At 60.9% G+C, this 22978-nt stretch carries 22 protein-coding genes and 1 tRNA gene; 6 read left to right on the top strand and 17 right to left on the bottom strand.

The genetic code is table 11. The features are described 5' to 3' along the window. Nucleotides 1-8: 8 nt before the first annotated feature. Nucleotides 9-2144 carry a diguanylate cyclase gene (locus tag KTQ42_RS23925; RefSeq protein ID WP_217345196.1) on the bottom strand — a complete coding sequence of 712 codons (2136 nt, stop codon included), beginning with the start codon at nucleotides 2142-2144 and terminating at the stop codon, nucleotides 9-11. Between the two features lie 148 nt (nucleotides 2145-2292). Beyond that, the gene (locus KTQ42_RS08955; protein WP_217345197.1) at nucleotides 2293-4257 is read right to left on the bottom strand and encodes a methyl-accepting chemotaxis protein; all 1965 of its coding nucleotides are present in this window, start codon (nucleotides 4255-4257) and stop codon (nucleotides 2293-2295) included. A 158-nt stretch (nucleotides 4258-4415) separates the two neighbouring features. On the opposite strand from KTQ42_RS08955, the gene KTQ42_RS08960 reads away from it, so the two are divergent. From KTQ42_RS08960 to KTQ42_RS08970, 3 genes are all read left to right on the top strand, one after another. After that, nucleotides 4416-4754 (top strand): hypothetical protein, encoded by a 339-nt coding sequence (locus KTQ42_RS08960; protein WP_217345198.1) that lies wholly within the window; start codon nucleotides 4416-4418, stop codon nucleotides 4752-4754. Nucleotides 4755-4931: 177 nt separating this feature from the next. Continuing rightward, nucleotides 4932-5159 (top strand): hypothetical protein, encoded by a 228-nt coding sequence (locus KTQ42_RS08965; RefSeq protein WP_217345199.1) that lies wholly within the window; start codon nucleotides 4932-4934, stop codon nucleotides 5157-5159. Next, a complete protein-coding gene (locus tag KTQ42_RS08970) occupies nucleotides 5152-6297 on the top strand; it encodes an SLC13 family permease (protein ID WP_217345200.1) in 1146 nt (381 codons plus the stop codon). The genes KTQ42_RS08965 and KTQ42_RS08970 overlap by 8 nt, the downstream gene beginning before the upstream one ends. A 54-nt stretch (nucleotides 6298-6351) precedes the next feature. Here KTQ42_RS08970 and KTQ42_RS08975 read toward each other — a convergent pair whose 3' ends face one another. From KTQ42_RS08975 to KTQ42_RS08990, 4 genes are all read right to left on the bottom strand, one after another. After that, a complete protein-coding gene (locus KTQ42_RS08975) occupies nucleotides 6352-6828 on the bottom strand; it encodes a Spy/CpxP family protein refolding chaperone (protein WP_217345201.1) in 477 nt (158 codons plus the stop codon). Between the two features lie 235 nt (nucleotides 6829-7063). After that, nucleotides 7064-7279, bottom strand: a complete 216-nt coding sequence (locus KTQ42_RS08980; RefSeq protein ID WP_217345202.1) for a hypothetical protein — start codon at nucleotides 7277-7279, stop codon at nucleotides 7064-7066. 98 nt (nucleotides 7280-7377) lie between these two features. After that, a complete protein-coding gene (locus KTQ42_RS08985; RefSeq protein WP_217345203.1) occupies nucleotides 7378-7812 on the bottom strand; it encodes a YXWGXW repeat-containing protein in 435 nt (144 codons plus the stop codon). 289 nt (nucleotides 7813-8101) lie between these two features. Next, entirely contained in the window at nucleotides 8102-8506 is a 405-nt protein-coding gene (locus tag KTQ42_RS08990) for a hypothetical protein (protein WP_217345204.1), read from the bottom strand. Nucleotides 8507-8677: 171 nt separating this feature from the next. On the opposite strand from KTQ42_RS08990, the gene KTQ42_RS08995 reads away from it, so the two are divergent. Then, entirely contained in the window at nucleotides 8678-9004 is a 327-nt protein-coding gene (locus tag KTQ42_RS08995; RefSeq protein ID WP_217345205.1) for a DUF3135 domain-containing protein, read from the top strand. A 10-nt stretch (nucleotides 9005-9014) separates the two neighbouring features. Here the strand turns inward: KTQ42_RS08995 and leuA are convergent, their stop codons facing one another. Further along, the gene (gene leuA / locus KTQ42_RS09000) at nucleotides 9015-10682 is read right to left on the bottom strand and encodes a 2-isopropylmalate synthase (RefSeq protein ID WP_217345206.1); all 1668 of its coding nucleotides are present in this window, start codon (nucleotides 10680-10682) and stop codon (nucleotides 9015-9017) included. Nucleotides 10683-11304: 622 nt separating this feature from the next. Between leuA and KTQ42_RS09005 the strand changes: the two genes are divergently transcribed. Then, a complete protein-coding gene (locus KTQ42_RS09005; RefSeq protein WP_217345207.1) occupies nucleotides 11305-12906 on the top strand; it encodes a catalase in 1602 nt (533 codons plus the stop codon). An 80-nt stretch (nucleotides 12907-12986) separates the two neighbouring features. Further along, complete coding sequence (locus KTQ42_RS09010) at nucleotides 12987-13532, top strand: ankyrin repeat domain-containing protein (RefSeq protein ID WP_217345208.1); 546 nt, start codon at nucleotides 12987-12989, stop codon at nucleotides 13530-13532. A 21-nt stretch (nucleotides 13533-13553) separates the two neighbouring features. Here KTQ42_RS09010 and KTQ42_RS09015 read toward each other — a convergent pair whose 3' ends face one another. The 10 genes from KTQ42_RS09015 to KTQ42_RS09060 all read right to left on the bottom strand — a co-directional run bounded on the left by KTQ42_RS09015 (nucleotide 13554) and on the right by KTQ42_RS09060 (nucleotide 22953). Next, nucleotides 13554-13949, bottom strand: a complete 396-nt coding sequence (locus tag KTQ42_RS09015) for a MerR family transcriptional regulator (protein WP_217345209.1) — start codon at nucleotides 13947-13949, stop codon at nucleotides 13554-13556. 10 nt (nucleotides 13950-13959) lie between these two features. After that, nucleotides 13960-14373, bottom strand: a complete 414-nt coding sequence (locus KTQ42_RS09020) for an integration host factor subunit alpha (protein ID WP_194714188.1) — start codon at nucleotides 14371-14373, stop codon at nucleotides 13960-13962. Nucleotides 14374-14393: 20 nt separating this feature from the next. Beyond that, nucleotides 14394-16823, bottom strand: coding sequence for a phenylalanine--tRNA ligase subunit beta (gene pheT / locus KTQ42_RS09025; protein ID WP_217345210.1), 2430 nt, complete (start codon nucleotides 16821-16823; stop codon nucleotides 14394-14396). A gap of 13 nt (nucleotides 16824-16836) precedes the next feature. Then, nucleotides 16837-17853: a phenylalanine--tRNA ligase subunit alpha gene (gene pheS, locus KTQ42_RS09030; RefSeq protein WP_217345211.1), complete on the bottom strand. Its 1017-nt coding sequence runs from the start codon at nucleotides 17851-17853 to the stop codon at nucleotides 16837-16839. Between the two features lie 141 nt (nucleotides 17854-17994). Continuing rightward, a complete protein-coding gene (rplT, locus tag KTQ42_RS09035) occupies nucleotides 17995-18354 on the bottom strand; it encodes a 50S ribosomal protein L20 (protein WP_194714186.1) in 360 nt (119 codons plus the stop codon). A gap of 21 nt (nucleotides 18355-18375) precedes the next feature. Next, complete coding sequence (gene rpmI / locus KTQ42_RS09040) at nucleotides 18376-18573, bottom strand: 50S ribosomal protein L35 (RefSeq protein WP_194714235.1); 198 nt, start codon at nucleotides 18571-18573, stop codon at nucleotides 18376-18378. Nucleotides 18574-18744: 171 nt separating this feature from the next. Beyond that, nucleotides 18745-19266: a translation initiation factor IF-3 gene (gene infC, locus KTQ42_RS09045; RefSeq protein WP_217346880.1), complete on the bottom strand. Its 522-nt coding sequence runs from the start codon at nucleotides 19264-19266 to the stop codon at nucleotides 18745-18747. A gap of 59 nt (nucleotides 19267-19325) precedes the next feature. Further along, a complete protein-coding gene (gene thrS, locus KTQ42_RS09050; RefSeq protein ID WP_217345212.1) occupies nucleotides 19326-21233 on the bottom strand; it encodes a threonine--tRNA ligase in 1908 nt (635 codons plus the stop codon). Nucleotides 21234-21479: 246 nt separating this feature from the next. Further along, nucleotides 21480-22592 (bottom strand): hypothetical protein, encoded by a 1113-nt coding sequence (locus KTQ42_RS09055; protein ID WP_217345213.1) that lies wholly within the window; start codon nucleotides 22590-22592, stop codon nucleotides 21480-21482. Nucleotides 22593-22876: 284 nt separating this feature from the next. After that, nucleotides 22877-22953 (bottom strand) — tRNA-Val (locus KTQ42_RS09060). Between the last annotated feature and the right edge of the window lie 25 nt (nucleotides 22954-22978).

Below are 22978 nucleotides of genomic sequence, written 5' to 3' on the forward strand. Positions count from 1 at the left end.
CCGGCGAATTACGCTGCCTGGCGGCCCGTTTCACGAGCGCAACGCAATGCGGCGCCTGCCTGGCGGAGCAAGGCGTCGGCGCCCGTGGCGTCGCCCTGGCGCAGCGCGATGCCGACCGTCGCCGCCACCTGGTGCAGCGCGCCATCGAGCAGGAATGGCTGGCGCAGCGCTTCCATCACCTTGTCGGCCACGATGCGGCTTTCATCGGCCTGCGCCAGCCCTTCCATCAGCACCACGAACTCATCACTGCCCAGGCGCGCCACCATGTCGGTGGAGCGGCAGTTGCGCGAGAGCCGGGCGGCCAGTTCCTTCTGCAGGCTGTCGCTGCCCTGATGACCCAGACTGTCGCTGAGTTCGTCGAAGCGGTCGATCTCGATGCGCAGCAATGCCACCACGCGGCCGTTGCGGTCGCTGCGCTGCAGTGCTTCGCCCAGGCGCTCGGTGAGGTAGCTGCGATTCGGCAGACCGGTCAGAGCGTCGAAACGGGCCAGTCGCGCCAGTTTCTGTTCCGCCTCCTTGAAGGCGGTCACATCATTGGTCAGGGAATAGAAACCGGTCACCCTGCCGGCGCCATCTCGCTCGGGCACATAGCTGGCATGCAGCACCCGCCGTTCGCCACCCTGCTCGACACTGTAGTCAAATTCCACCCGCTCGCCAGCCAGCGCGACCCGTGCATGCGCTTCCAGCATTGCGTAAATGGCAGCGCCATAGGCTTCTTCCATGGTCTGGCCCAGCATCTGGCCGATATCGATGCCGGTTGCCGCATCGCCGCGGCCATTGGCGTAGGCAAAACGCAGTTCGGTGTCGATGAAGGCAATCTGCGCCGGCGTATTGTCGGCAATGGTATGGATCCGCCGCTCGCCCGCCTTCTGCGCGGTAATGTCGCGGCCCAGCACGACCACGCCCTGCACCGCCGCATCATGCGGGCGATCGGGCATGCAGACCATGCGCAGGTCGAGCGCCCGGCCTGCCATGACCGCCACGCATTCGAACTCCACCCGCTCGCCGGCCAGCGCCCGGTCCAGCATCGGCCGCCACTGCTCATACAATGCGCCGCCAACGATTTCGGCCAGAGGCAGGCGCCGCGCCTGATGCGGCGACACGGCGAACCAGGCGCGTCCGGCACTGTTGCAGAAGTGCACGCAGTGCGCGGCATCCAGGCGCATGGCCAGAAGCGGCAGATTGTCGGCGAGGTCGGACAGCCGGCGTTCGCTGGCGCGCAGCCTCTGCTCCAGGTACAGGCCGCGCCGCCACTGGCGCAGATACCCCGCGCCGCCCAGGCCCGCCAGCAGCACCAGCCCGAGCACTGCCGCGCCGTGCAGCAGCGCGTCTTCCTTCCAGGGCGCAAACCAGGCTGCGCGCGGCACGCCGGCCAGCGCCAGGAGCGGATAACGGTCGGAGCGGCGGTAGGCATATTCACGCTCCACGCCATCCAGCACGGATGACGCACGCGCCGCGCCTTCAACGGGTTTGGCCTGGTAGGCCTGGAACAGCTCGGAACCGGCCTGGCTCGCGCCCAGGGCCGTTTCCATGAAGGGATGACGGGCCAGGGTGGCGCCGTCATCGCGCAGCAAGGCAATGTCGCCGCCGCCCGCGTCGAGTTGCTGGTAGAACGACTGCAGATAGGACACCGGCACGGTCGCCAGCGCCACGCCAGCAAAGCTGCCATCCGGCCGGGATATCCGGCGCGACAGCGTCAGCACCCATTCGCCGCTGACCCGGCTTTTCAGCGGCCGGCCGATATGGATTTCGCCGCCGGGATGGTCGCGGTGATAAATGAAGTAGGCGCGGTCGGCATTGTTGGCGTCCTTCGGCAGACTGCGCAGGGAGTTGGCGACCCAATCGCCCTCCTCGCTGAAGACAAACAGCCCGCCTACCTGCGGCAGTGTCGCCGCGCGGTCGGCCAGGAATTCGGCCAGGTCGCCAAAGAAATCGGCACGGTCCAGGGCTGTTTCCGCCTCGCGCACCACGGCCAGCAGCGCCAGATCGACCGTCATTACCGCATCGTCCGCCTGGCGCGCCGCTGCCTGCGCCAGCACGGCCGCATTCTGCCGCGCCTCGTCGGAACGGCGCTCATGGGAAGACCAGCCGCGCCAGCCGATCAGGCCGAGCAGGAGAAGGCAGCACAACACGAGGGCAGCCACGATTGCGTATGCACGCCTGGCACCAGAGCGTCGCGCGGGGAAAACTGGCTGGACGGGTCCGACCGACATAATGCCTAATGGAAATTAAAACCGCATTGTCTCAGCATTTCGGAATTTTTGCTTCCATATGGAAATATTTGCGACGCTTTTATGTCACCTTGAAGGTGTCGACCATGCCCACCAGCGTCGCCGCCTGTTCCTGCAGGGAAGCGGCAGCGGCGGCTGCCTGCTCCACCATGGCGGCATTCTGCTGGGTGACGTCGTCCATCTGGCTGACCATGCTGTCGACCCTGGCAATGCCCTCGCTCTGATCGCGGCTTGCCTGGCTGATGCCGGCCATCAGGGCGCTCAGTTCCTGGACGCCGCTGACCACTTCGTCCATTGTTGCGCCAGCGCGACGCACCTGAACGCCGCCGGCCTCGACCTTGCCGGCTGACGCATCGATCAATGCCTTGATTTCCTGCGCGGCGGCGGCGCTGCGTTGCGCCAGCACCCTGACCTCGCCCGCCACCACGGCAAATCCGCGGCCCTGCTCGCCGGCCCGCGCCGCTTCCACGGCAGCGTTCAGCGCCAGGATATTGGTCTGGAAGGCAATGCCGTCGATGACGCCGATGATGTCGGCCATGCGACGCGACGCCTGGCTGATTTCCTCCATGGTCTGCACCACTTCACCCACCGCCACGCCGCCGCGGGCAGCGACGTCGGCCGCGCCGGCGGCCAGGCGCTGGGCCTGGTCGGCGTCGCTGCTGTTCTGCTGCACGGCGGCGGTCAGCTGGTTCATCGCCGCCGCGGTGTCGCGCAGCGAACCGGCCTGGCGCTCGGTGCGCTCGGACAAGTCCAGATTGCCGGTCGCGATCTCGCCCGAAGCCGCGGCGATCTGGCCAGCGCCCGTCCTGACCTGTCGCACCACCTCGGTCAGCCCCTGGCCCGTGCCGTTCATGGCCTGCATCAGCTGCCCGATCTCATCGCTGCGGCCGGTTTGCAGGGAGGCGGTGAGGTCCCCGGTAGCCAGCCGCTGCGCCGCGGCGGTGACGCGCGCCAGCGGCAATGTGACGGCGCGGCGGATGAAGAAGTACAGCAGTCCCACCAGCACCAGCACCGCGGCAACGCCGAACAGGGCATAGCGATTGCGCAGCGCCCTGACTTCACGGGTCATGTCATCGACATAGGCGCTGCCTACCACCACCCAGTTCCAGCCCTTCTCATGGGCGAACGCAGCGAACTTTTCCCTTGCGGCCTCGCCTTCCTTGTCCTGCCACAGGTAGCGGGCATCGCCCTGCTTGCGCTCGAGGATTTCCCTGAACAGCTCACGCCCGTCGGCCGACTTGATGTCCAGCACGTTTTTACCTTCCAGCGACGGATGCACCAGCATGCGTCCGAAGTCCTTGCCCTGCTTGGCATCGAGCACATAGAAATAGCCGGTGTCGCCGAGCTTCACCGACCTGATGCGCTCCTTCAGCGCGGCAATCTCGGCATCGATATCCACGCCCACATACAGCACGCCCACCACCTGCCCGGCGGCATTGCGCACCGGGTCGTACTGGGTCATGTACTGCTTGCCGAACAGGGTTGCCAGTCCCGCATAGCGCTGTCCGGCCAACAGGGGCGCATAGCCCGGATGACCACGGTCCAGCACCGTGCCCACCGCGCGCTCGCCATTCTCCTTCTTGACGGATGTCGACACGCGGACAAAGTCGTCGCCCTGCTTCGCAAATACCGTGGCCGACACGCCGCTCTGCGCGGTAAAGCGGTCGACAACCGTGAAATTGAGGTTGATATCGTTGTCGCCGTTCTTCAGCATCGCCACCTTGCGGCCGCCGATTTCCACGGCACGGCTTTCGTCCAGGGCAAACTGGCCAGGAAATCCCGTCTCCAGCATTCTTGCGAAGCGCATCGTGGCGCTGGCGGAGGCATGGGCGAACATGGCGGTCATGTCGACCACGGAGCGGCTTTTCTCGGTTGCGAACTCGACCGCGCGGCGCTCCACATCCTCCGCGCTGGAATAGGCAAGCGCCCAGGCATACAGCGTAAAGATCAGTGTCGCCAGCAAGAAGATGACAACGGAAATGCGGGCGCCGACGGACTGCTGGAGACGCTGAGGGAAAGAGGGCATGGATCGGTTCCGTAAGGAAGTTACATAGTTGGCTGGCGTATGTCCTTTAACGTCCTGCTTCAGCAAAACTGAATAGTCTTTTCACCGCCAGGTCCGCATACGCTGCCCCGCCATGCAATTCGTGGCAAACTTCGCCGTTCATTCCGACCATACCCATCATGAAAAAATACTGGATCGCTTTAGCTTTCGTTTTCCCCGCCCTTGGCGCGCATGGCCAGGGTGCCGACCGCCAGACCGCACAGGATGAGGCCTATGGCACCTACTTTCGCTGCATGAATGTTTATGCAAGCCGTTACGTCAAGTCGGATGCCCTGGTGGCCGACATCGCCGACGCCGCAATGTCGGCCTGCCAGGACCGATACCAGGACCTGCTCAATGCCACTGCCAACCTGCTGGGCGGCATGACTGCAGCCCAGACCACCCTGAAGGATGTGCGGGAAACCGCGCGCAGTTTTGCCGTCAGGATCGTGCTGGAGGCGCGTTTTCCCTTGCGTTGAATCCTGGCTTACCCACATTTCTAGTGGACAATACTGTGGATAACTCATCAAATTTCATCCTATACCATTGATTTTATTGATGAAGTTTCGATTGACGCAATTCGCGGCAGCAGGCCTGGGCGCATGATTGCACAAGGCTATAATCCAGCCTCCTTCCAAGATATCAACCATCCAACCGTGATAAAGGCCGAAAAAACCTTCGCCAATCAGGGCTACCTGCTGCGGTGCATTGCCGTGCCGCTGCAGGACGGCCGCTTTCATGCCAGCGTGCAGATAACGCGTTATGCCGACAGTGCCGACATGGGAACCACCCACTTCACGCCTGAAGTGCCTTTCCAGAACCGGGCCGCGGCCATCGAGCATGCCCGTGCCTGGTCGGTCGAATGGGTCAGGAATAATGGCTGACGGCGTTCCGGCGGCGCCGTCCCTCTCGCCGCTGCAGGCCCTGGCCAGGGGCCTTGCCGGCGACATGCTGCTGCGCATTTTGCTGCTGGCATTGGTGGCGCTGACGCTGGCCGCGCCTGAACGGCTAGGTGCCTACCCATCGCTGGTGGACTGGCGTACCGTCGGCACCCTGCTGGGCCTGCTGATTCTGACCAAGGGTATTGAACTGAGCGGCTGGCTGCCGCATCTGGCGCGACGGCTGGTGGCCCTGATGTCGAGCGAACGGCTGCTGGCACTGTTTCTGGTGCTGTCGACCGCGGCGCTGGCCACCGTGCTGACCAATGACGTTGCCTTGTTCGTAGTTGTTCCTTTGACCCTGACGCTCAGGGATACCGGGGTGCCGCTGACCCGGCTGATCGTGTTCGAGGCGCTCGCCGCCAATGCGGGCTCGGTCCTGACGCCGGTGGGCAATCCGCAAAACCTGTTCCTGTGGCAATTGTCCCATACCAGCTTCGCCCAGTTCGCATGGACGATGTTGCCGTTGACTTTGCTGCTGCTGACGCCCCTGCTGCTGCTGACGCTGCTGTCCTTTTCCGGCCGCGCCCTGCATTTCCCGCAGCGCCGGGCTGCGGCGAAGACCGACCGGCTGCAGCTTGTGCTGTCGCTGGCGCTCTACCTGCCGTTTCTGGTGCTGACTGACATGCATCGTCCGCTGGCAGCGCTGCTGGTACTTACGCCTCTGCTGATTGCGCGCCGCGGCGTGCTGATGCGCATTGACTGGGGGCTGCTGCTGGTATTCGTGCTGATGTTCATCGACCTGCGGCTGCTGGGCGCGCTGCCGACCGTGAAGAGCCTGATCGGCGCCATCGACCTGGACATTGCCTGGCATTTGTATGCCACCTCCATCCTGGCTTCACAGGTCATCAGCAACGTGCCGGCGGCCATCCTCCTGGCCCAGTACAGCCCTGACTGGAAAGTGATCGCCTATGGCGTCAATGTCGGCGGCTTCGGCTTCATGATGGGTTCGCTTGCCAACATCATCGCGTTGCGCATGACGCCGGACCGCCGTGCATGGATCGTATTCCATGCCTACTCCCTGCCCTTCCTGGCGGTAGCGGCAGCGCTTGCCTGGCTGGTGCTGCGCCAGCCAGGCGCCTGAGCGGGGATCCGCCGGGTCGTTCCATCCTGCGAGGCGACAGGCTGAGCCTCAGCCCTAACCGCGGCCGCCATGGCGGCCATGCATGCGACCGCCCACGTTGTCATTGAAGATCTGCTGCTGCAGCGGCGATAGCGTGGCGTAGAAGGTTTTCATCGCTGCCAGGTGCGTCGTCATGCGGGCTTCCCGCTCTTTCATCATGGCCAGCATTTTTTCCATGCGTTCCGGCGCGGACAGCTTTTCCCATTCGGCGCGGTCAGGGCGACCCGGCCGGCCTTCCGCTTGCGGCGGCTTGGTTGCCTCGATATAGGTTGTCCAGGCAGCCTCCTGGCTGCCGGTCAGCTTGAGCTTGTCATGCAGCACGGCCTGGCGGCGCGCCATGGCTTCGCGATGGTGCTCGGCGCCATGTTCCATGCCATGCATGCCGCCATGATCGGACGCCGGACCGGCGGGCATTGGCGGCGCGGCCTGGACGGCGCAGGCAAGGCCGGCAGCCATGAGACCGGAGACGAGTGTGGCGCGCAGATGTTTCATGAGAATTCCTTTCAACGGTTTAGGGTTGTGCCATGCACAGGAATGCATGATGCCCAGCGCTTGTATCAAGGAAATGTCAGCATTGTCTGCTTTGTATCGAGTTGTTTCGCGATGCCGGGCCTGCCAGGAAGGCGCCATGCCGCCAGACACCTTGAGAAAGAGGCGCCAGAAGAGAAAAGGCGCGGCGTTCAGAAACGCCACGCCTCTCGCGCCAGGCAATACTGACTGCGCTGATTTACTCGTCCATGCCGTTCAGGCTTTCGATATCACCGATCGCAAGGCGCCGCATGAGGCTGGGCGTTGCCTCGTCGGGGTCGATGCCTGTGGCAACGGCATCCGGAACGGCCTTTTTCATCTGGCCGTCTCGCTCGATAAAATATTCGCCCTTGTCATAGGCGATCAGATAGGTCAGGCGTTTGCCGACGCGGCGGGTGTAGTACTCCGATGGCATGACGACGTCCTCCTTTGCATGTTGAAACAATATACCGCTGCTGACGAGCCGGCCATGCGCAGGCGCAGACAATCATCCACGCCACTCTGGCGCTCTCCTCAGCAGTTGCCTTTCTTTGCCTGTCCCGGCGGACAGAAGCCGCCACGCCGTTCTTCCCGGCCGTGTTCATGACGCTCATGATGCTCATGGCGTTCATGCGACTCGTAATACGGCTGCGCATCGCGCCGCCAGCCGCCTTCCCTCAGGCGCCAGCCATTGTCCACGCGCACCCACTCGGGCCGCACGTAGACTTCACCCTGGCGTACCCGTTCCCAATGCCCGTCCTGCCAGGCATGCCGGCGGCCATCCCAGCGCCAGAAGCCTGGCGCCCACAGATAGCCCGGCCGTCCGGAGGGCACCACTTCATAACGCGGCGGCGGCGGCGCGTCGCCGATGATGATATTGAGGTTGACCTGAGCCTGGGCCGGCGCCGCAATAAAGGCGGCGCTGGTGGTGGCAATCATTAAAGCGGCGGCGCTGAGTATCGTTTTCATGTCTGGCTCCTTGATGAATTGCCGACCAATATACATGCCAAACAGCAACGACCGATCAAATGATGCAGAACCTTACATTTTTGCTTCCATCAACAGTTGCTGCGTGATGGGTCTTTCGACTTGCAGAGGGACGTACCAGTGCCCAGGGAGCTAGCATTAGGGCCATGTAAGAATTACCGCCAGCAGCTTGCCGCCACAATGACGTCCACTCGCCCTGGCGCTTGCTTGCCTGCTTGCCTGCTTGCCTGCTTGCCTGCCTGCTTGTCCACCGGCTTCCTCGCTTACTGGCTTATTTGCTCCCACTCTGCCCGGACGGCACCGGCGTGACCAGTTCCCGCACCACACCGCCGCTGCCCACGCTGCCGCTGACGCTTCCCTCGCCATTCGCGCGCCGTTCGCAATCGGCTTTTTCCGCCGCGGGCAAGGAGTCGCAGCGCTTGCTCGCATTGGTCTGGTAATCACCGCTGTCGCGCAGCTTGCCGCGCTGCGACTCCTGCTTTGCTGCGCCCGCCTCCCGCATGCAGGTAGCCCTGTCCTGCTGGCTATTGCCGCTCATGCAGTCAGTGCGCTCTTTCTCGATAGTTGCATTCTGGTCTGCGGCCTGGCTTGCGCCTGCAACGCCGCTCAACACACCGACCGTTATCAGCGCGGTGCAAGCCCATTGTTTCGATACGGAAATGATAGATATCCTCATCGCAATTCTCCGTCTGAAAAATTTCAGCATAGAAGCAGATGGGATAGATGTCTGTTCGCTAACAAACTTAATAAAGGGTTCGATACACGCCGTTTATTCTATTGATATTGCGTAAAAAGCAACTTCAGGTACTATATTAAATTATCATTAATACAACATACCGAGGTCGTGATGGGTACAGACGCCAGACTGCCGGACTTTGACACGCTATCCCGCCTCTATCAGGAAGACCCGGGCGCCTTCGAGACCTTCCGCCGCCAGTTGCTGCGTCAGGCGGTCGACGAGGCACCCCGGCGTCACCGCCCCGCCCTGGAAGAACTCCTTGTCTGCATCGAGGCAACCCGGCAACGCGCGGCAACGCCATCCGAGGCCGCATCGACTGCCTTTAGGATGATGCGGCAATCAGTCAATCAACTGAATGCCGCATGGCAGCAAGGTCTGCAAAGCGCGGCCCAGTTGCAGACCGACGCCCTGATGCTCAAGCTGCGCACGCGCTGAAACCTGCCAATCAGGAAGCCTTGCGCGCCACGTCCCGGTTGACTGCGCTCATTACGGCCTTGAACGATGCGGTGACGATATTGGCATCGATGCCCACACCGAACATGGTCGGGCCATCGCCTACGCGCAGTTCCACATAGCTTGCCGCCTGCGCATTGGCGCCTGCGCCAATCGCATGCTCGTGGTAGTCCATTACGCGGATATCGAGGCCGAGCGCGGCAACGAAAGCGTCGATCGGGCCATTGCCGGCGCCGGTCTGCTCCCGCGCCACGCCGCCCTGCTCCATTGCCACCGCAATCTGCACCGGGCATTCCTGCGTCGTGTCTTCGCTCATCCTGTGGCTGCGGTAGGCATACGGCGTCTGCTGCTCCAGATATTCAGCGCGGAAAATGCGGTAGATTTCACCGGCGGTCACTTCCTTGCCGGTCGTGTCGGCCGCGGCCTGCACCACCCGGCTGAACTCGATCTGCAGGCGGCGCGGCAAGGCCAGGCCGTGCTCCTGCTCCAGCAGATACGACATCCCGCCCTTGCCCGACTGGCTGTTGACGCGAATCACGGCGTCGTAGCTGCGGCCAAGGTCGGCCGGGTCGATCGGCAGATACGGCACATCCCAGATTTCCTCCGGCTTCTGCTGCGCGAACCCCTTCTTGATGGCGTCCTGGTGCGAGCCTGAAAAGGCGGTGTAGACCAGGTCGCCCACGTAGGGATGGCGCGGATGCACCGGCAGCTGATTGCATTCCTCCACGCACTGGCGCACGGCATCGATATCGGAGAAATCCAGCCCCGGATGCACGCCCTGGGTATAGAGATTCAGCGCCAGCGTCACCAGGTCCACATTGCCGGTACGCTCGCCATTGCCGAACAGGCATCCCTCCACCCGCTGGGCGCCGGCCATCACGGCCAGTTCGGCTGCAGCAACAGCCGTGCCGCGGTCATTGTGCGGGTGAACGCTCAGGATGATGGCATCGCGTCGTTCGAGATTGCGGTGCATCCACTCCACCTGATCGGCATAGATGTTCGGGGTGCTGCTTTCCACAGTCGCCGGCAGGTTGATGATCATCTTGCGCTGGGGTGTCGGTTCCCAGATGGCGCTGACCGCGTCGCACACTTCCTTGGCGAAATCGAGTTCGGTCTGGCTGAACGATTCTGGCGTGTACTCAAAGCCCCATTCGGTTTCCGGCATGTCGCTGATCAAGTGCCGTACCAGGCGTGCGCCGCTGACGGCGATTTCACGGATTTCCTCGCGCGGCAGGTTGAACACCACCCGGCGGAAAGCCGGTGCTGTCGAGTTATACAGATGCACGACTGCGCGCCTGGCACCACGCACCGATTCCACGGTGCGCCGGATCAGCTCTTCCCGCGACTGGGTGAGCACAATGATCGTGACATCGTCGGGAATGTGGTTTTCCTCGATCAGCATGCGCACGAAGTCGAAGTCTGTTTGCGAAGCCGACGGAAAGCCCACTTCGATTTCCTTCAAACCGGTCTTGATCAGCATGTCGAAGAATTGCATCTTCTTTGCCGGGCTCATCGGCTCGATCAGCGCCTGATTGCCATCGCGCAGATCGGTGCTCATCCAGATGGGCGGCGTCGTGATGACCTTGTCCGGCCAGGTTCGGTTAGTGAGGGCTACAGATGCGAAAGGACGGTATTTGGTGGCTGGGCTGGCGAGCATCATGGCAATTCCTTGTCGGATAGTGGGCGCCGCAGACGCGGCATGGTGCAAATAGACAAACGAGCAAACGGGAGTTCTGGATGTGGCGGGAAGGCTGCCGGACTGCCACTCAACGCGAGGCCAGGCAACCGATCGGTAGCTGTAGCGCTGCAAATGCGCACAAAAGCACGCCTGGCAGGGACTGGATGCGGAGGGAAGAATTTGATGCGTATCGCTGGGAATGCATGCTCGTGGACCTTCGTTCTGATTGCCTGGGGCCGGGATGCCGGCCTGACTTGCCTGCGCTTAAAGCGGTAGGCGTAGTCGTAGCGACAGCGCTAGGCTGTCACGCAGGCTGAACGAAAAGACGGGTCGGTGAGCGAAAGACATGCCCGAACCTTACGGGAGCAAACAAGCTGCTGTCAAGTGAAACCTCTTTACGAGGTTTTGGTCCACGCGTAACGCACCGCGTTGCGAATTTAACCGGCCGGGATTAAAGACTCATCAGTTAACGCAGTCGGGCCACGCGAAGCTTCTCAACAAAGCTATTAAGCGAATTTAAACTATCAATTTCAAATTTTGAATAGCATTAATTTATTATTCGACAGCGGCCAGTGATGCTGCGTTGATATCAGAAAGGACCGTCATGGACGAGAAACGACCCACATTGACCACCCGCCAAGGGCATCCAGTCAGCGATAACCAATCATTACGCTCCGTTGGCGAACGCGGCCCCGCCACGCTGGAAAACTATCAGTTCATTGAAAAGATCACGCATTTCGACCGCGAACGCATCCCCGAACGCGTGGTGCACGCCCGCGGCACGGGCGCGCACGGCTATTTCGAAGCCTATGGCAGGATCGGCAATGAGCCGGCATCCAAATACACCCGGGCGAAAGTGCTCAATGAAACCGGTGTGCGCACGCCCGTCTTCGTGCGGTTTTCCACCGTCATCGGCAGCAAGGATTCCCCGGAAACCGCGCGCGACCCGCGCGGCTTTGCAGTCAAGCTCAAGACCGTGGATGGCAACTGGGATCTGGTCGGCAACAACCTGAAGGTGTTTTTCATCCGCGATGCGATCAAGTTCCCGGACATGATCCATGCCTTCAAGCCCGACCCCGTTACCAACCGGCAGGAGCCGTGGCGCTTCTACGACTTCGTCTCGCAAACGCCGGAAGCCCTGCACATGGTCACCTGGGTCAAGAGCCCGTGGGGCATTCCGGCCAATTATCGGGAAATGGAAGGATCGGGCGTCAACACCTACAAGCTGGTGAACGACAAGGGTGTGGCGCATCTCGTCAAGTTCCATTGGCAGCCAAAACAAGGCGTGCGCAACCTGACCACGGCGCAGGCCGCGGAAATCCAGGCGCAGGATGTCGGCCATGCCACCAAGGACCTGTATGACGCCATCGAGCGCGGCGACTATCCGGAATGGGAATTCTGCGTGCAGATCATGGCCGACGGCGACCATCCGGAACTGGCGTTCGATCCGCTGGACGATACCAAGCGCTGGCCGGAAGAGCAGTTCCCGCTGCTGCCGGTCGGGCGCATGGTGCTGGACCGTAATCCCGACAACTTCTTTGCTGAAACCGAGCAGTCCGCGTTCGGCACCGGCGTGCTGGTCGACGGCATCGACTTTTCGGACGACAAGATGCTGCAGGGACGCACCCTGTCCTACTCCGATACCCAGCGCTATCGTGTCGGGCCGAATTACCTGCAATTGCCGATCAACGCGCCGCAGGAAAAGGCCCGCGCCCATACCAACCAGCGCGACGGCCAGATGGCCTACCAGGTCGATCCGAGTGGCGGCAACAGGCACATCAACTACGAACCCAGTTCCCTGGGCGGCTTGCAGGAAGCGCCCAGGCCGGCCAAGGAATATCACCAGTGGGTGGAAGGTCACCTGGGCCGCTACGCCACATCGCGTACCGCAGACGACTACCGGCAAGCGGGCGATCGTTACCGCAGCTTCGAGGACTGGGAACGGGAAGACCTGATTGCCAACATCGGCGGCGACCTGAAACAATGCCCGGAGCCGATACAGCTGCGCATGGTATGGCATCTGTGGCATTGCGACGAAGACTACGGCCGGCGTGTCGCCGAAGTCGCCGGCATCGACCTGGCCCGCGCCACCGCACTGCCGCCGCTGCCCGGCAAGCCGGTGCCGCATCAGCGCCGCACGCCGGCGACTTATACCAGCGGCAAGACGGAAGAGCCGGCGCAGCAGGAAACCGCTGGCGCAAAATAAGCGCTAGGCCAGGCCGGCTGGCGGCCATGATCCGCCACCGGCACATGGCTTGAGCGGTCCACAGTTTGAGGAGAAAACCGATGCAAGAGGACATCAGCCAGGACGCCAGTCGGCCCGTGCCGGACGCGGAAACCATTGAATTTGCGCAGAAAGTCTTCGATCTGGTGCGTGCAGGCGACACGCAGCGCCTGCATCCCCTGCTGGAACAGGGTTTGCCGGCCAACCTGCGCAACCACAAGGGCGACAGCCTGCTGATGCTGGCCAGCTATCACGGCCATCTGGACACGGCCCGGCTGTTGCTCGATTTCGGCGCCGATCCCGCTCTGTGCAACGACCAGGGCCAGGCGCCGCTGGCCGGCGCGGCATACAAGGGCGATGCAGCGATGGTAGCGCTGTTGCTGGAACGGGGCGCGGATGTGGAAGGCGCGATGCCGGGCGGACGCACTGCCCTGATGATGGCGGCGATGTTCAACCGCTGCGAGGTGGTGGATCTCCTGCTGTGCAAGGGCGCCCGGGCGGACGCCCGCGATGCCGGCGGCCTGACCGCGCTCGACGTCGCGCGCATCATGGGCGCGCCGGATACGCCGCAGCAGGTTGCCGCGGCGCTGGAAGCGCTACCGTCCTGAATTGCTTTTTTGCCAGGGGTATCAGGCGCTGGGCCGCAACAGCCGCAGAATGTCGACCAGTTCGTTGCGGATTGCCAGCAGGTCGACCTGCGGCTCGGGCGGCGCAACCGGCTCCTCCTCGATCGCGCCATGCTCGGCCAGGCGATTGCCCAGCTTGTTGCGGGCGCCGCTGATGGTGAAGCCCTGCTCGTAAAGCAGTTCCCGGATGCGCCGGATCAGCAGCACTTCGTGATGCTGGTAGTAGCGCCGGTTGCCACGCCGCTTTACCGGCTTCAGCTGGGTGAATTCCTGCTCCCAGTAGCGCAACACGTGCGGCTTGACGCCGCACAGTTCGCTGACCTCGCCTATCGTGAAATAGCGCTTGGCAGGGATGGGTGGCAGTTCGATCAGTTCTGGCTTGCTGTTACGCTCTGTCATGGGCAGTCAGTCAGGCGGCACGAGTGATGGGCTTGCGGCTGGCGAGTTCCACCATGCTCTTGAGCTTCTGGCTCGCATGAAAGGTAACGACGCGCCTTGCGGTGATCGGTATCTCTTCTCCTGTCTTGGGATTGCGGCCCGGACGCTGCGGCTTGTCGCGGAGCTGGAAGTTGCCGAAGCCGGACAGCTTCACCAGTTCGCCCCGCTCGAGCGCATTGCGGATCTCGTCGAAAAAGGTTTCGACCATGTCCTTGGCTTCACGTTTGTTCAGGCCCACCTGTTCGAACAGCATTTCAGCGAGCTCGGCTTTGGTCAGCGTCGGAAGATCTTTTTCCAGCTGGGACCGGGCTTGCGCTTCGATCATCGCACGGTTCAGGTCAGCGGCTAATACGGATTGAAATTCGGCTGAGTTCACGTCATTCATTTCAGTTATCCCCACCTGCCTCAAGTGCGCAGTGCGGCACCATATTTTTGGTGGGCAGCCTCGATGAAACGAGCCATGGCCGCGTCCACATTGTTGTCGTTCAGGGTCGCTTGAGTATCTTGCAACGTGAACCGGAAAGCAAGGCTTTTTTCGTCATTTTCCAGTCCTTTGCCGCGATATTCATCAAACAAAACAATGGCTTGCACAATTCCGCCATCCGTGCCAGCCTGCCGTTCCGCATCGAAGGCATCCAGCAGGTCCTGCGCCTGTATGTGGTTTTTTACTAACAAAGCAATGTCGCGCGTCACAGCCGGGAACTTCGAAATTTCCTGATAGGACGGTACCGCACGCTGCTGCAACGCACTCGCATCGACTTCGAACAGTACCGGCGCAAGCGGTAGATCGTACTTCTGCTGCCAGCGCGGATGCAGTTCGCCGAGGCAGCCGATTACCTTGCCATCAAGCATGACATTTGCCGAACGTCCGGGATGCAGGGCCGGATGGGTAGCCTTGGCAAAGCGCAGCGTCCCGGGCGCGAACAGCGCTTCCAGGTCTGCCTTGACATCGAAATAGTCGACATTGCGGGCTGGCTGGCTCCACTGCTCTTCCACCGTTTGGCCGTATGCAATTGCCGCCACTTTTTTCGGCTGCGCGTAGCCGGCGACGGACAACGGACCGTCCTGCACCTGCTCATCACGCTTGAAGATCGCACCGACTTCAAACACGCGAACACGGTTGATTTTGCGGTTCAGGTTATAGCGTACATTCGCAACCAGGCTACCGATCAGCGTCGAGCGCATGACGCTCATCTGGCTGGCGATCGGGTTCAGCAGACGGATCGGCGCAGCATTGTCGGCAAAATCCTTTTCCCAGGCTTCCTCGACAAAACTGAAATTGATGACTTCCTGGTAATCCAGATCCGCCAGTTGTTGCCGGATGCCGAACAGCGAACGCGTATTTTCGGGAGCAATGCGTATTTCATTCGCAGCTACCGGCGGCAGCGCCGGAATGTTTTCGAAACCGTACACCCGGGCGATTTCCTCGATCAGGTCTTCCTCGATTTCGATATCGAAGCGATACGAGGGCGGCGTTACGTGGAACACGCCTGCTTCCTGGGTGTAAGGCAGCTTCAGGCGGTTGAAGATGTCGGCAATTTGCTGATCGTCTAGCGGCACCCCGATGACCTTGCGGGCGCGCTCGGTGCGCACCGCGACCGGTGCGCGCTTGGGCAGGTTGACGACATGATCATCGACGGGACCAACCACGGTACTGCCCTGCTGGCCACAGATTTCAACGATCAGTGCGGTGATCCGTTCCAGATGTTCGACCGTGGTTGCATAGTCGACGCCACGCTCGAAGCGATGGGCCGCATCGGTGGAAAAATTGTAGCGGCGGGCGCGGCCCTGTATTGCCTGCGGATGCCAGAAAGCGGCTTCCAGATAAATATTCCGGGTGTCCAACGACACAGCTGTCGAATCACCGCCCATGATGCCTGCCAGCGATTCGATTTCCTTGTCATCGGCAATGACACCGACCCATTCATCCACATCGACGGTATTGCCGTTCAGCAGTTTCAGACTTTCGCCCTTGCGCCCCCAGCGCACCTCCAGCCCGCCATGGATCTTGTCCAGATCGAACACATGGCTTGGACGGCCGAGTTCCAGCATCACATAGTTGGAGATGTCCACCAGGGCGGAAATCGGACGCTGACCGCTGCGCTCGAGCCGGCGCTTCATCCAGTCCGGCGTGGCTGCCCGTGCATTCAGGCCGCAAATGATTCTTCCCGAAAACCGGCCGCACAAATCTGGCGCCGAGATTGTCACCGGCAGCTTTTCATCGGACGTTACCGCCACCGGCTTGAAGGTCGGCTCGCGCAGGCTCACGCCGGTCAGCGCAGACACTTCCCGTGCCACGCCCAGCACCGACAGGCAATCAGCCTTGTTTGGCGTCAGCTTGATCGTGAAACGCAGGTCATTCAACTGATAGTAATCACGGAAATTCTGTCCGACCGGCGCGTCGTCCGGCAATTCCAGCAGGCCGGCATGATCCTCGGACAGCTTCAGTTCGCGTGCCGAACACAACATGCCCTGCGATTCCACGCCACGCAACTGACCGACGCGGATTTCGAACGGCTTGCCATCGTCGCCCGGCGGCAGGACGGCGCCAGCCATTGCGCAAGGCACCTTCATGCCGGGCCGCACATTGGGTGCGCCGCAGACGATATTGAGCAGTGTGCCGGTACCGGCGTCGACCTGGCAGACATTGAGCCGGTCTGCATTCGGGTGGCGTGCCACCTCCAGCACCTTGCTCACCACCACGTTGGAAAATGGCGGTGCAACAGCCTCCACCTCTTCCACTTCGAGACCGGACATCGTCAGTAGATGGGACAGCTCATCCGAGGTCATGCCCGGATCGGCCATCGTGCGCAGCCAGCTTTCGGAGAATTGCATAGGAAACCGTGTCTTAATTAAATTGTTTCAGGAAGCGCAGATCGCCTTCATAGAACAGGCGCAGGTCGTTGATGCCATAGCGCAGCATGGTCAGCCGCTCCAGGCCGGAACCGAAGGCAAAACCGATGTGGCGATCCGGGTCCAGGCCCATGTTGCGCACCACGCTCGGGTGCACCTGGCCTGCGCCGGACACTTCCAGCCAGCGGCCTTTCAGCGGCCCGCTGCCGAAGGCAATATCGATCTCGGCCGATGGTTCGGTAAACGGGAAATAGGACGGGCGGAAACGCACCTGCAAGTCGTCGGTCTCGAAGAAGGCCCGAACGAAATTCAGATAAACGCCCTTCAGGTCGGCAAAGCTGATGTTCTCGTCTATCCACAGGCCTTCGACCTGGTGGAACATCGGCGAATGGGTGGCGTCGCTGTCGACGCGGTATGTCCTGCCCGGCGCGATGACCTTGATCGGCGGCTTGTTCATGCGGGCGTAACGCACCTGCATCGGACTGGTGTGGGTGCGCAGCAGCAGCGGCTTGCCCTGGCTGTCCTTGCCATCCACATAGAATGTGTCCTGCATCGAACGCGCGGGATGATTTTCCGGGCTGTTCAGTGCGGTGAAGTTGGTCCAGTCGGTCTCGATTTCGGGGCCATCGGCGACATCGAAGCCAATCGAGCCGAAAATTTCTTCCACCCGCTGCCAGGTGCGCATTACCGGATGGATGCTGCCCTTGCCGCGTCCGCGGCCAGGCAGGGTGACGTCGATCGCTTCCGCGTTCAGCCGCGCCTGCAACTGGGCATCGGCCAGTGCGTCGCGGCGAGCGGTCAGCGCCGACTCGATTTGTTCCTTGGCTGCATTGATCACGGCACCCTGGGCGCGTCGCTCATCCGGCGCCAGCTTGCCCAAGCCCTTCATCTGCTCGGTGATCTGGCCGGTTTTTCCGAGATATTTTGCCTTGGCATTTTCCAGTGCCGCGGCATCCGGCGCGGCGGCGAAATCAGCCTGCGCCTGCGTTACGAGTTGTTCTAAGGAAGTCATGCGGTATTTCCGCTTTCTGATTGAAGCCGAAAGAGACAGCCGGTTGAAAACGACCATGTAGCCGCCAAACAAAGCGGGGCAAAGGTGTACACCTGTGCCCCGCTCCTGCCATCATCTGCAAGCAATGATGGATGCCAACAATTAAGCAGCGATCGCGGCTTTCACCTGATTGACGATAGCGGCAAATGCCGGCTTGTCGGTCACAGCCATGTCGGCCAGGACTTTACGGTCCAGCTCGATGGCAGCGCGCTTCAGACCATTCATGAAGACGCTGTAGGTCAGGCCGTGCGAACGCGAAGCCGCGTTGATACGGGTGATCCACAGTGCGCGGAATACGCGCTTCTTGTTGCGACGGTCACGGTAGGCGTACTGGCCTGCGCGCATGACTGCCTGCTTGGCTACGCGGTAAACCTTGCTGCGGCGGCCGCGGTAGCCTTTGGCTTGATCGAGAACTTTCTTATGACGGGCCCGTGCTGTGACCCCACGTTTTACTCTAGGCATGGTTACTCCTTAAATGTGAGGTTAAGCGAACGGCATCATTGCGCGTACGGACACCATGTTTGTGGCATGGACGTCTGCGGCACCGCGCAGTTGACGTTTGGTCTTGGTGGTTTTCTTGGTCAGGATGTGACGCTTGAACGCCTGGCCGCGCTTGACGGTTCCACCTGGACGTACACGAAAGCGCTTCTTGGCGCTGCTTTTCGTTTTCATTTTTGGCATAGCAATACCTGTCCTTATGGACAGCTCCATTTTTTAACATGATTGCAGGTGGCAGCCTGTGGCTGCACTTTGATGCCTGCTCTCACTTGTTTTACGGCAACCTGAAGGTTGACGTTATTAAGCGGGCCGCCTGCATGAAGCGGCCCGCGAAATTTTTGGCTACTGCAACAGCTACTTCTTCTTTTTGGGCGCCAGCACCATGATCATCTGACGGCCTTCCATCTTGGGCCACTGCTCGACCTGGCCATACGGCTCCAGATCGGACTTCAGACGCTCCAGCATGCGCATGCCGATTTCCTGGTGGGCCATTTCACGGCCACGGAAACGCAGGGTAATCTTGGTCTTGTCGCCTTCATCCAGGAACTTGATCAGATTACGAACCTTGATGTTGTAATCGCCATCGTCCGTACCCGGGCGAAATTTGACTTCCTTGACCGAAATGACTTTCTGCTTCAGCTTCGCTTCATGCGCCCGTTTCTGTTCCTGGTACTTGAACTTGCCGTAGTCCATCAGACGCGCGACCGGCGGAGTGGCGTTGGGCGCAATCTCCACCAGGTCAACGTTCTTCTCTTCGGCAAGACGGAAAGCTTCGGCCAGGCTAACGATACCGATCGGTTCGTTGTCTACGCCACTCAGGCGCAGTTCGGGCGCATTGATTTCGCCATTAATGCGATGCGACTTGTCAGTAGCTATTGTAGTTTCCTTTGAAAATCAAATGATTAAGCCGTGCTTTTGCGCAGCGGGTTCCCCGCTCAGGCTTTGGTTTCGAGGTCTCGGGAGAGTCTTTCCACCAGCGCGTCGACTGGCATGCTGCCCAGATCGACGTTGCCACGCGCACGCACGGCCACCGTATTCGAATCCCGTTCCTTGTCGCCCACCACTATGATGTACGGCAATTTTTGGACGGAATGCTCGCGTATTTTATAGGTTATTTTCTCGTTACGCAAATCCGAATTCACCCTAAACCCTTGTTTTTTCAAGGCTTGTGTTACTTCACGGGCATAGTCCGCCTGGGCATCGGAAATATTGAGAACCACCACCTGCACCGGCGCAAGCCACAAGGGCAAGGCCCCGGCGTGGTTTTCGATCAGCATGCCGATGAAACGTTCCAGCGAACCAAGGATAGCCCGGTGCAGCATGACAGGCACCTTGCGGGTGTTGTCTTCGGCAACATATTCCGCTTCCAGCCGTACCGGCATCGAGAAATCGACCTGGATCGTACCGCATTGCCACATCCGGCCAATGGCATCCTTCAGCGTGTATTCGATTTTCGGGCCATAGAACGCGCCTTCGCCCGGCGCGATTTCGAATTCGCATCCGGAACGCTTCAGCGATTCGATCAGCGCCGCCTCCGCCTTGTCCCATGCCTCGTCCGAACCGACCCGCTTCTCAGGGCGCGTTGCCACCTTGTAGATGATTTCATTGAAGCCGAAATCCCTGTACACCTTCTGCAACAGCGCAGTGGCATTGACGCACTCGTCCAGGATCTGGTCTTCGGTGCAGAAGATGTGGCCGTCGTCCTGGGTAAAGCCGCGTACCCGCATCATGCCGTGCAGGGAACCGGATGGCTCATTGCGGTGGCACTGGCCGAATTCGCCATAGCGCAACGGCAGCTCGCGGTAGGAGTGCATGTTGGACTTGAAGATCTGCACGTGTCCCGGGCAATTCATAGGCTTTAAGGCGTAGGAACGGTTCTCCGACTCGGTCGTGAACATGTTTTCCTTGTAGTTTTCCCAGTGGCCGGACTTTTCCCACAGGCTGCGATCGAGAATCTGCGGCCCCTTCACTTCCTGGAAGCCGTTGTCCTGGTAGACCGAGCGCATGTACTGCTCGACCTGCTGCCAGATGGTCCAACCCTTCGGATGCCAGAAAATCAGGCCCGGCGCCTCGTCCTGGAAATGGAACAGGTCCAGCTGACGACCGAGCTTGCGATGGTCGCGCTTCTCGGCTTCCTCCAGCATGTGCAGATAGGCTTCCTGGTCTTCCTTCCTGCCCCAGGCGGTGCCGTAGATACGCTGCAGCATCTCGTTCTTGGAATCGCCGCGCCAGTAGGCGCCGGCCAGCTTCATTAGCTTGAACACCTTGAGCTTGCCGGTGGACGGCACGTGCGGACCGCGGCACAGGTCAGTGAACTTCCCTTCCGCATACAGCGAGACGTCCTCGTTGGCAGGGATGGAGGCAATGATCTCGGCCTTGTAGGCCTCGCCGATGGACTTGAAATAGGCGACCGCCTCGTCGCGCGGCAGCACCGAGCGCGTCACAGGCTCGTCGCGCTTGGCCAGTTCCGCCATTTTCCTTTCGATGGCCTGCAGGTCCTCCGGGGTGAATGGACGCTTGTAGGAAAAGTCATAGTAAAAGCCATTCTCGATCACCGGCCCGATGGTGACCTGCGCATCGGGAAACAGCTCCTTGACGGCATACGCCAGCAGGTGTGCAGTCGAATGGCGTATCACATCGATGCCCTCCGGATCCTTGTCCGTGATGATGGCGAGGTCGGCGTCGTGGTCGATCAGGTGGGACGTATCCACCACCTTGCCATCCACCTTGCCGGCCAGGGCCGCCTTGGCCAGGCCTGCACCTATGCTGGCGGCGACCTGCGCCACGGTCACCGGGGATTCGAACTGGCGCTGCGAACCATCGGGAAGTCTGACTGCAATCATTGTGCTCTCCATATCCGGCTTGGCCGGTGTGCTGCGATGTGGAAGATAAAAAATCTGGACGAAAAAAAACGCGGACCAGCCGCGCTTTTTCAATAAGTAAGACGAAAAAGATCCCGACTAGCGTCGCTCCTGGACTTGCTGCGGGGTAGTTCGCGGTGTCATAACCGGATTGCCTTTCTCGCTCTTACATAAACAGAATTCGGAATAAGGGGCGAGCTTACCAGACTCACCGCCGGATTTCCAGACTCAAAGCGCCACTTCCGCACCGGACGCCCTGCCCCGGTAACGCCGATAGAGCCACTGAACCAGAGCGCCCGTACCCATCAGAGCCACCAGAAAAACCAGCATGCCACCCAGCATCGGGATGCGGGCGGCCACGCTGAAGAGCAGCAGCGCCAATGCCAGAAAGCCGATCTGCCAAGTCATGCCGGTCTTGCCCGACTGCTTCAGCGCCTGCGCGACTGCATGGCCAACGAACAAGGCCGCGCACAGATAGCCCAGCAACAGCAGCAGCGGATACAACAGCATCAATCCAAAGCCGATCGGGATGCCGATCAAGGTCACCACGAAAAGGATGGCTACGGGCGGCAATGCAAACAGCAGAACCAAGCCGAGCGCCAGGCTTTTCAGCGGCGTATGCCGCATGGTCTCTTCCGCGCCCTTCACCGCATTTGGGAACACAAGGAACAGGATGGAACCGCAGGCCAGCATGCTGATGAAAAATACGGGATGCATCCAGCCACCGCCGGTGTTGCGATGGCGGCCTGGCGCATCATCTTCCCGCCTGACTTTGCCCGCAACCAGCGCCAGCTCCTCGTCAGAGAGCGGATTCTCGCTGGCATAAACCAGGTCACCCACTATCCTCGCTCCGGGCTCGAGCCGGATATCCTGGCCATAGAGACGGGCATTGCCCTTGACCTCGCCTGCCAGCACGAGCTTGCCGCCAGCCAGCTTGATGTCCTTCATGGCCTGACCGGCAAAACGCACATCGCCACCCGCCAGCATCACATCGCCTCCGATACGGCTGGCCGGGGAAATACTGACATTGCCGCCCGCTGCCGCCAAGTCGCCGCCGACCCTGGCGTCGACATGGATCTTGCCGCCGGTGACACGCAAGTCCTGCCCCACCGGCGCTGTCACATCGATTTTGCCGCCCGCCAGCGTGGCATCCTCGGCCACTGATTGCGCCACCGACACCGACCCTCCGGCTGCGTAAAGGTCAGCCGTGACTGCCTGAGTGACCCTGACTTCGCCGCCAGCCAGGTAAGTGTTTCCCGAGCCTGAGTGGGACGCTGCGACGCCATCAGCAATTGCTGCGATCGGCATGCAGGCCATCAGGCACAGCAGGAATTGTTTCATTGTCGATGCCATCTTTTTGCCCTCGCGGTGGATAGCAGCCGGCAGCCCTGCCAGGCCCATCCTGAGGAAATGGTATTCAACGCACGGTATGCAGCGTAATGATGCACATCAAAATGTGCAACTTCAGCAAGGTTGCGCTGCGCTAGAGAAGAGGACGGCTTGAAATCGGGGAATGAAAGAACAGGAAGGCGGAACGGGACGAAAAAAAAGCACCGTCTTGCGACGGTGCTTTTTCCAGAACCAATGATTTTTAACCCTCGTTACATCTGAAGATCAAAATCCATTGGTAGGCACGATTGGACTCGAACCAACGACCCCTACCATGTCAAGGTAGTGCTCTAACCAGCTGAGCTACGCGCCTGAGGAAGCAGGATTATAGGGGCATG

It is taken from the genome of Noviherbaspirillum sp. L7-7A (assembly GCF_019052805.1).
GTDB lineage: Bacteria > Pseudomonadota > Gammaproteobacteria > Burkholderiales > Burkholderiaceae_D > Noviherbaspirillum_A.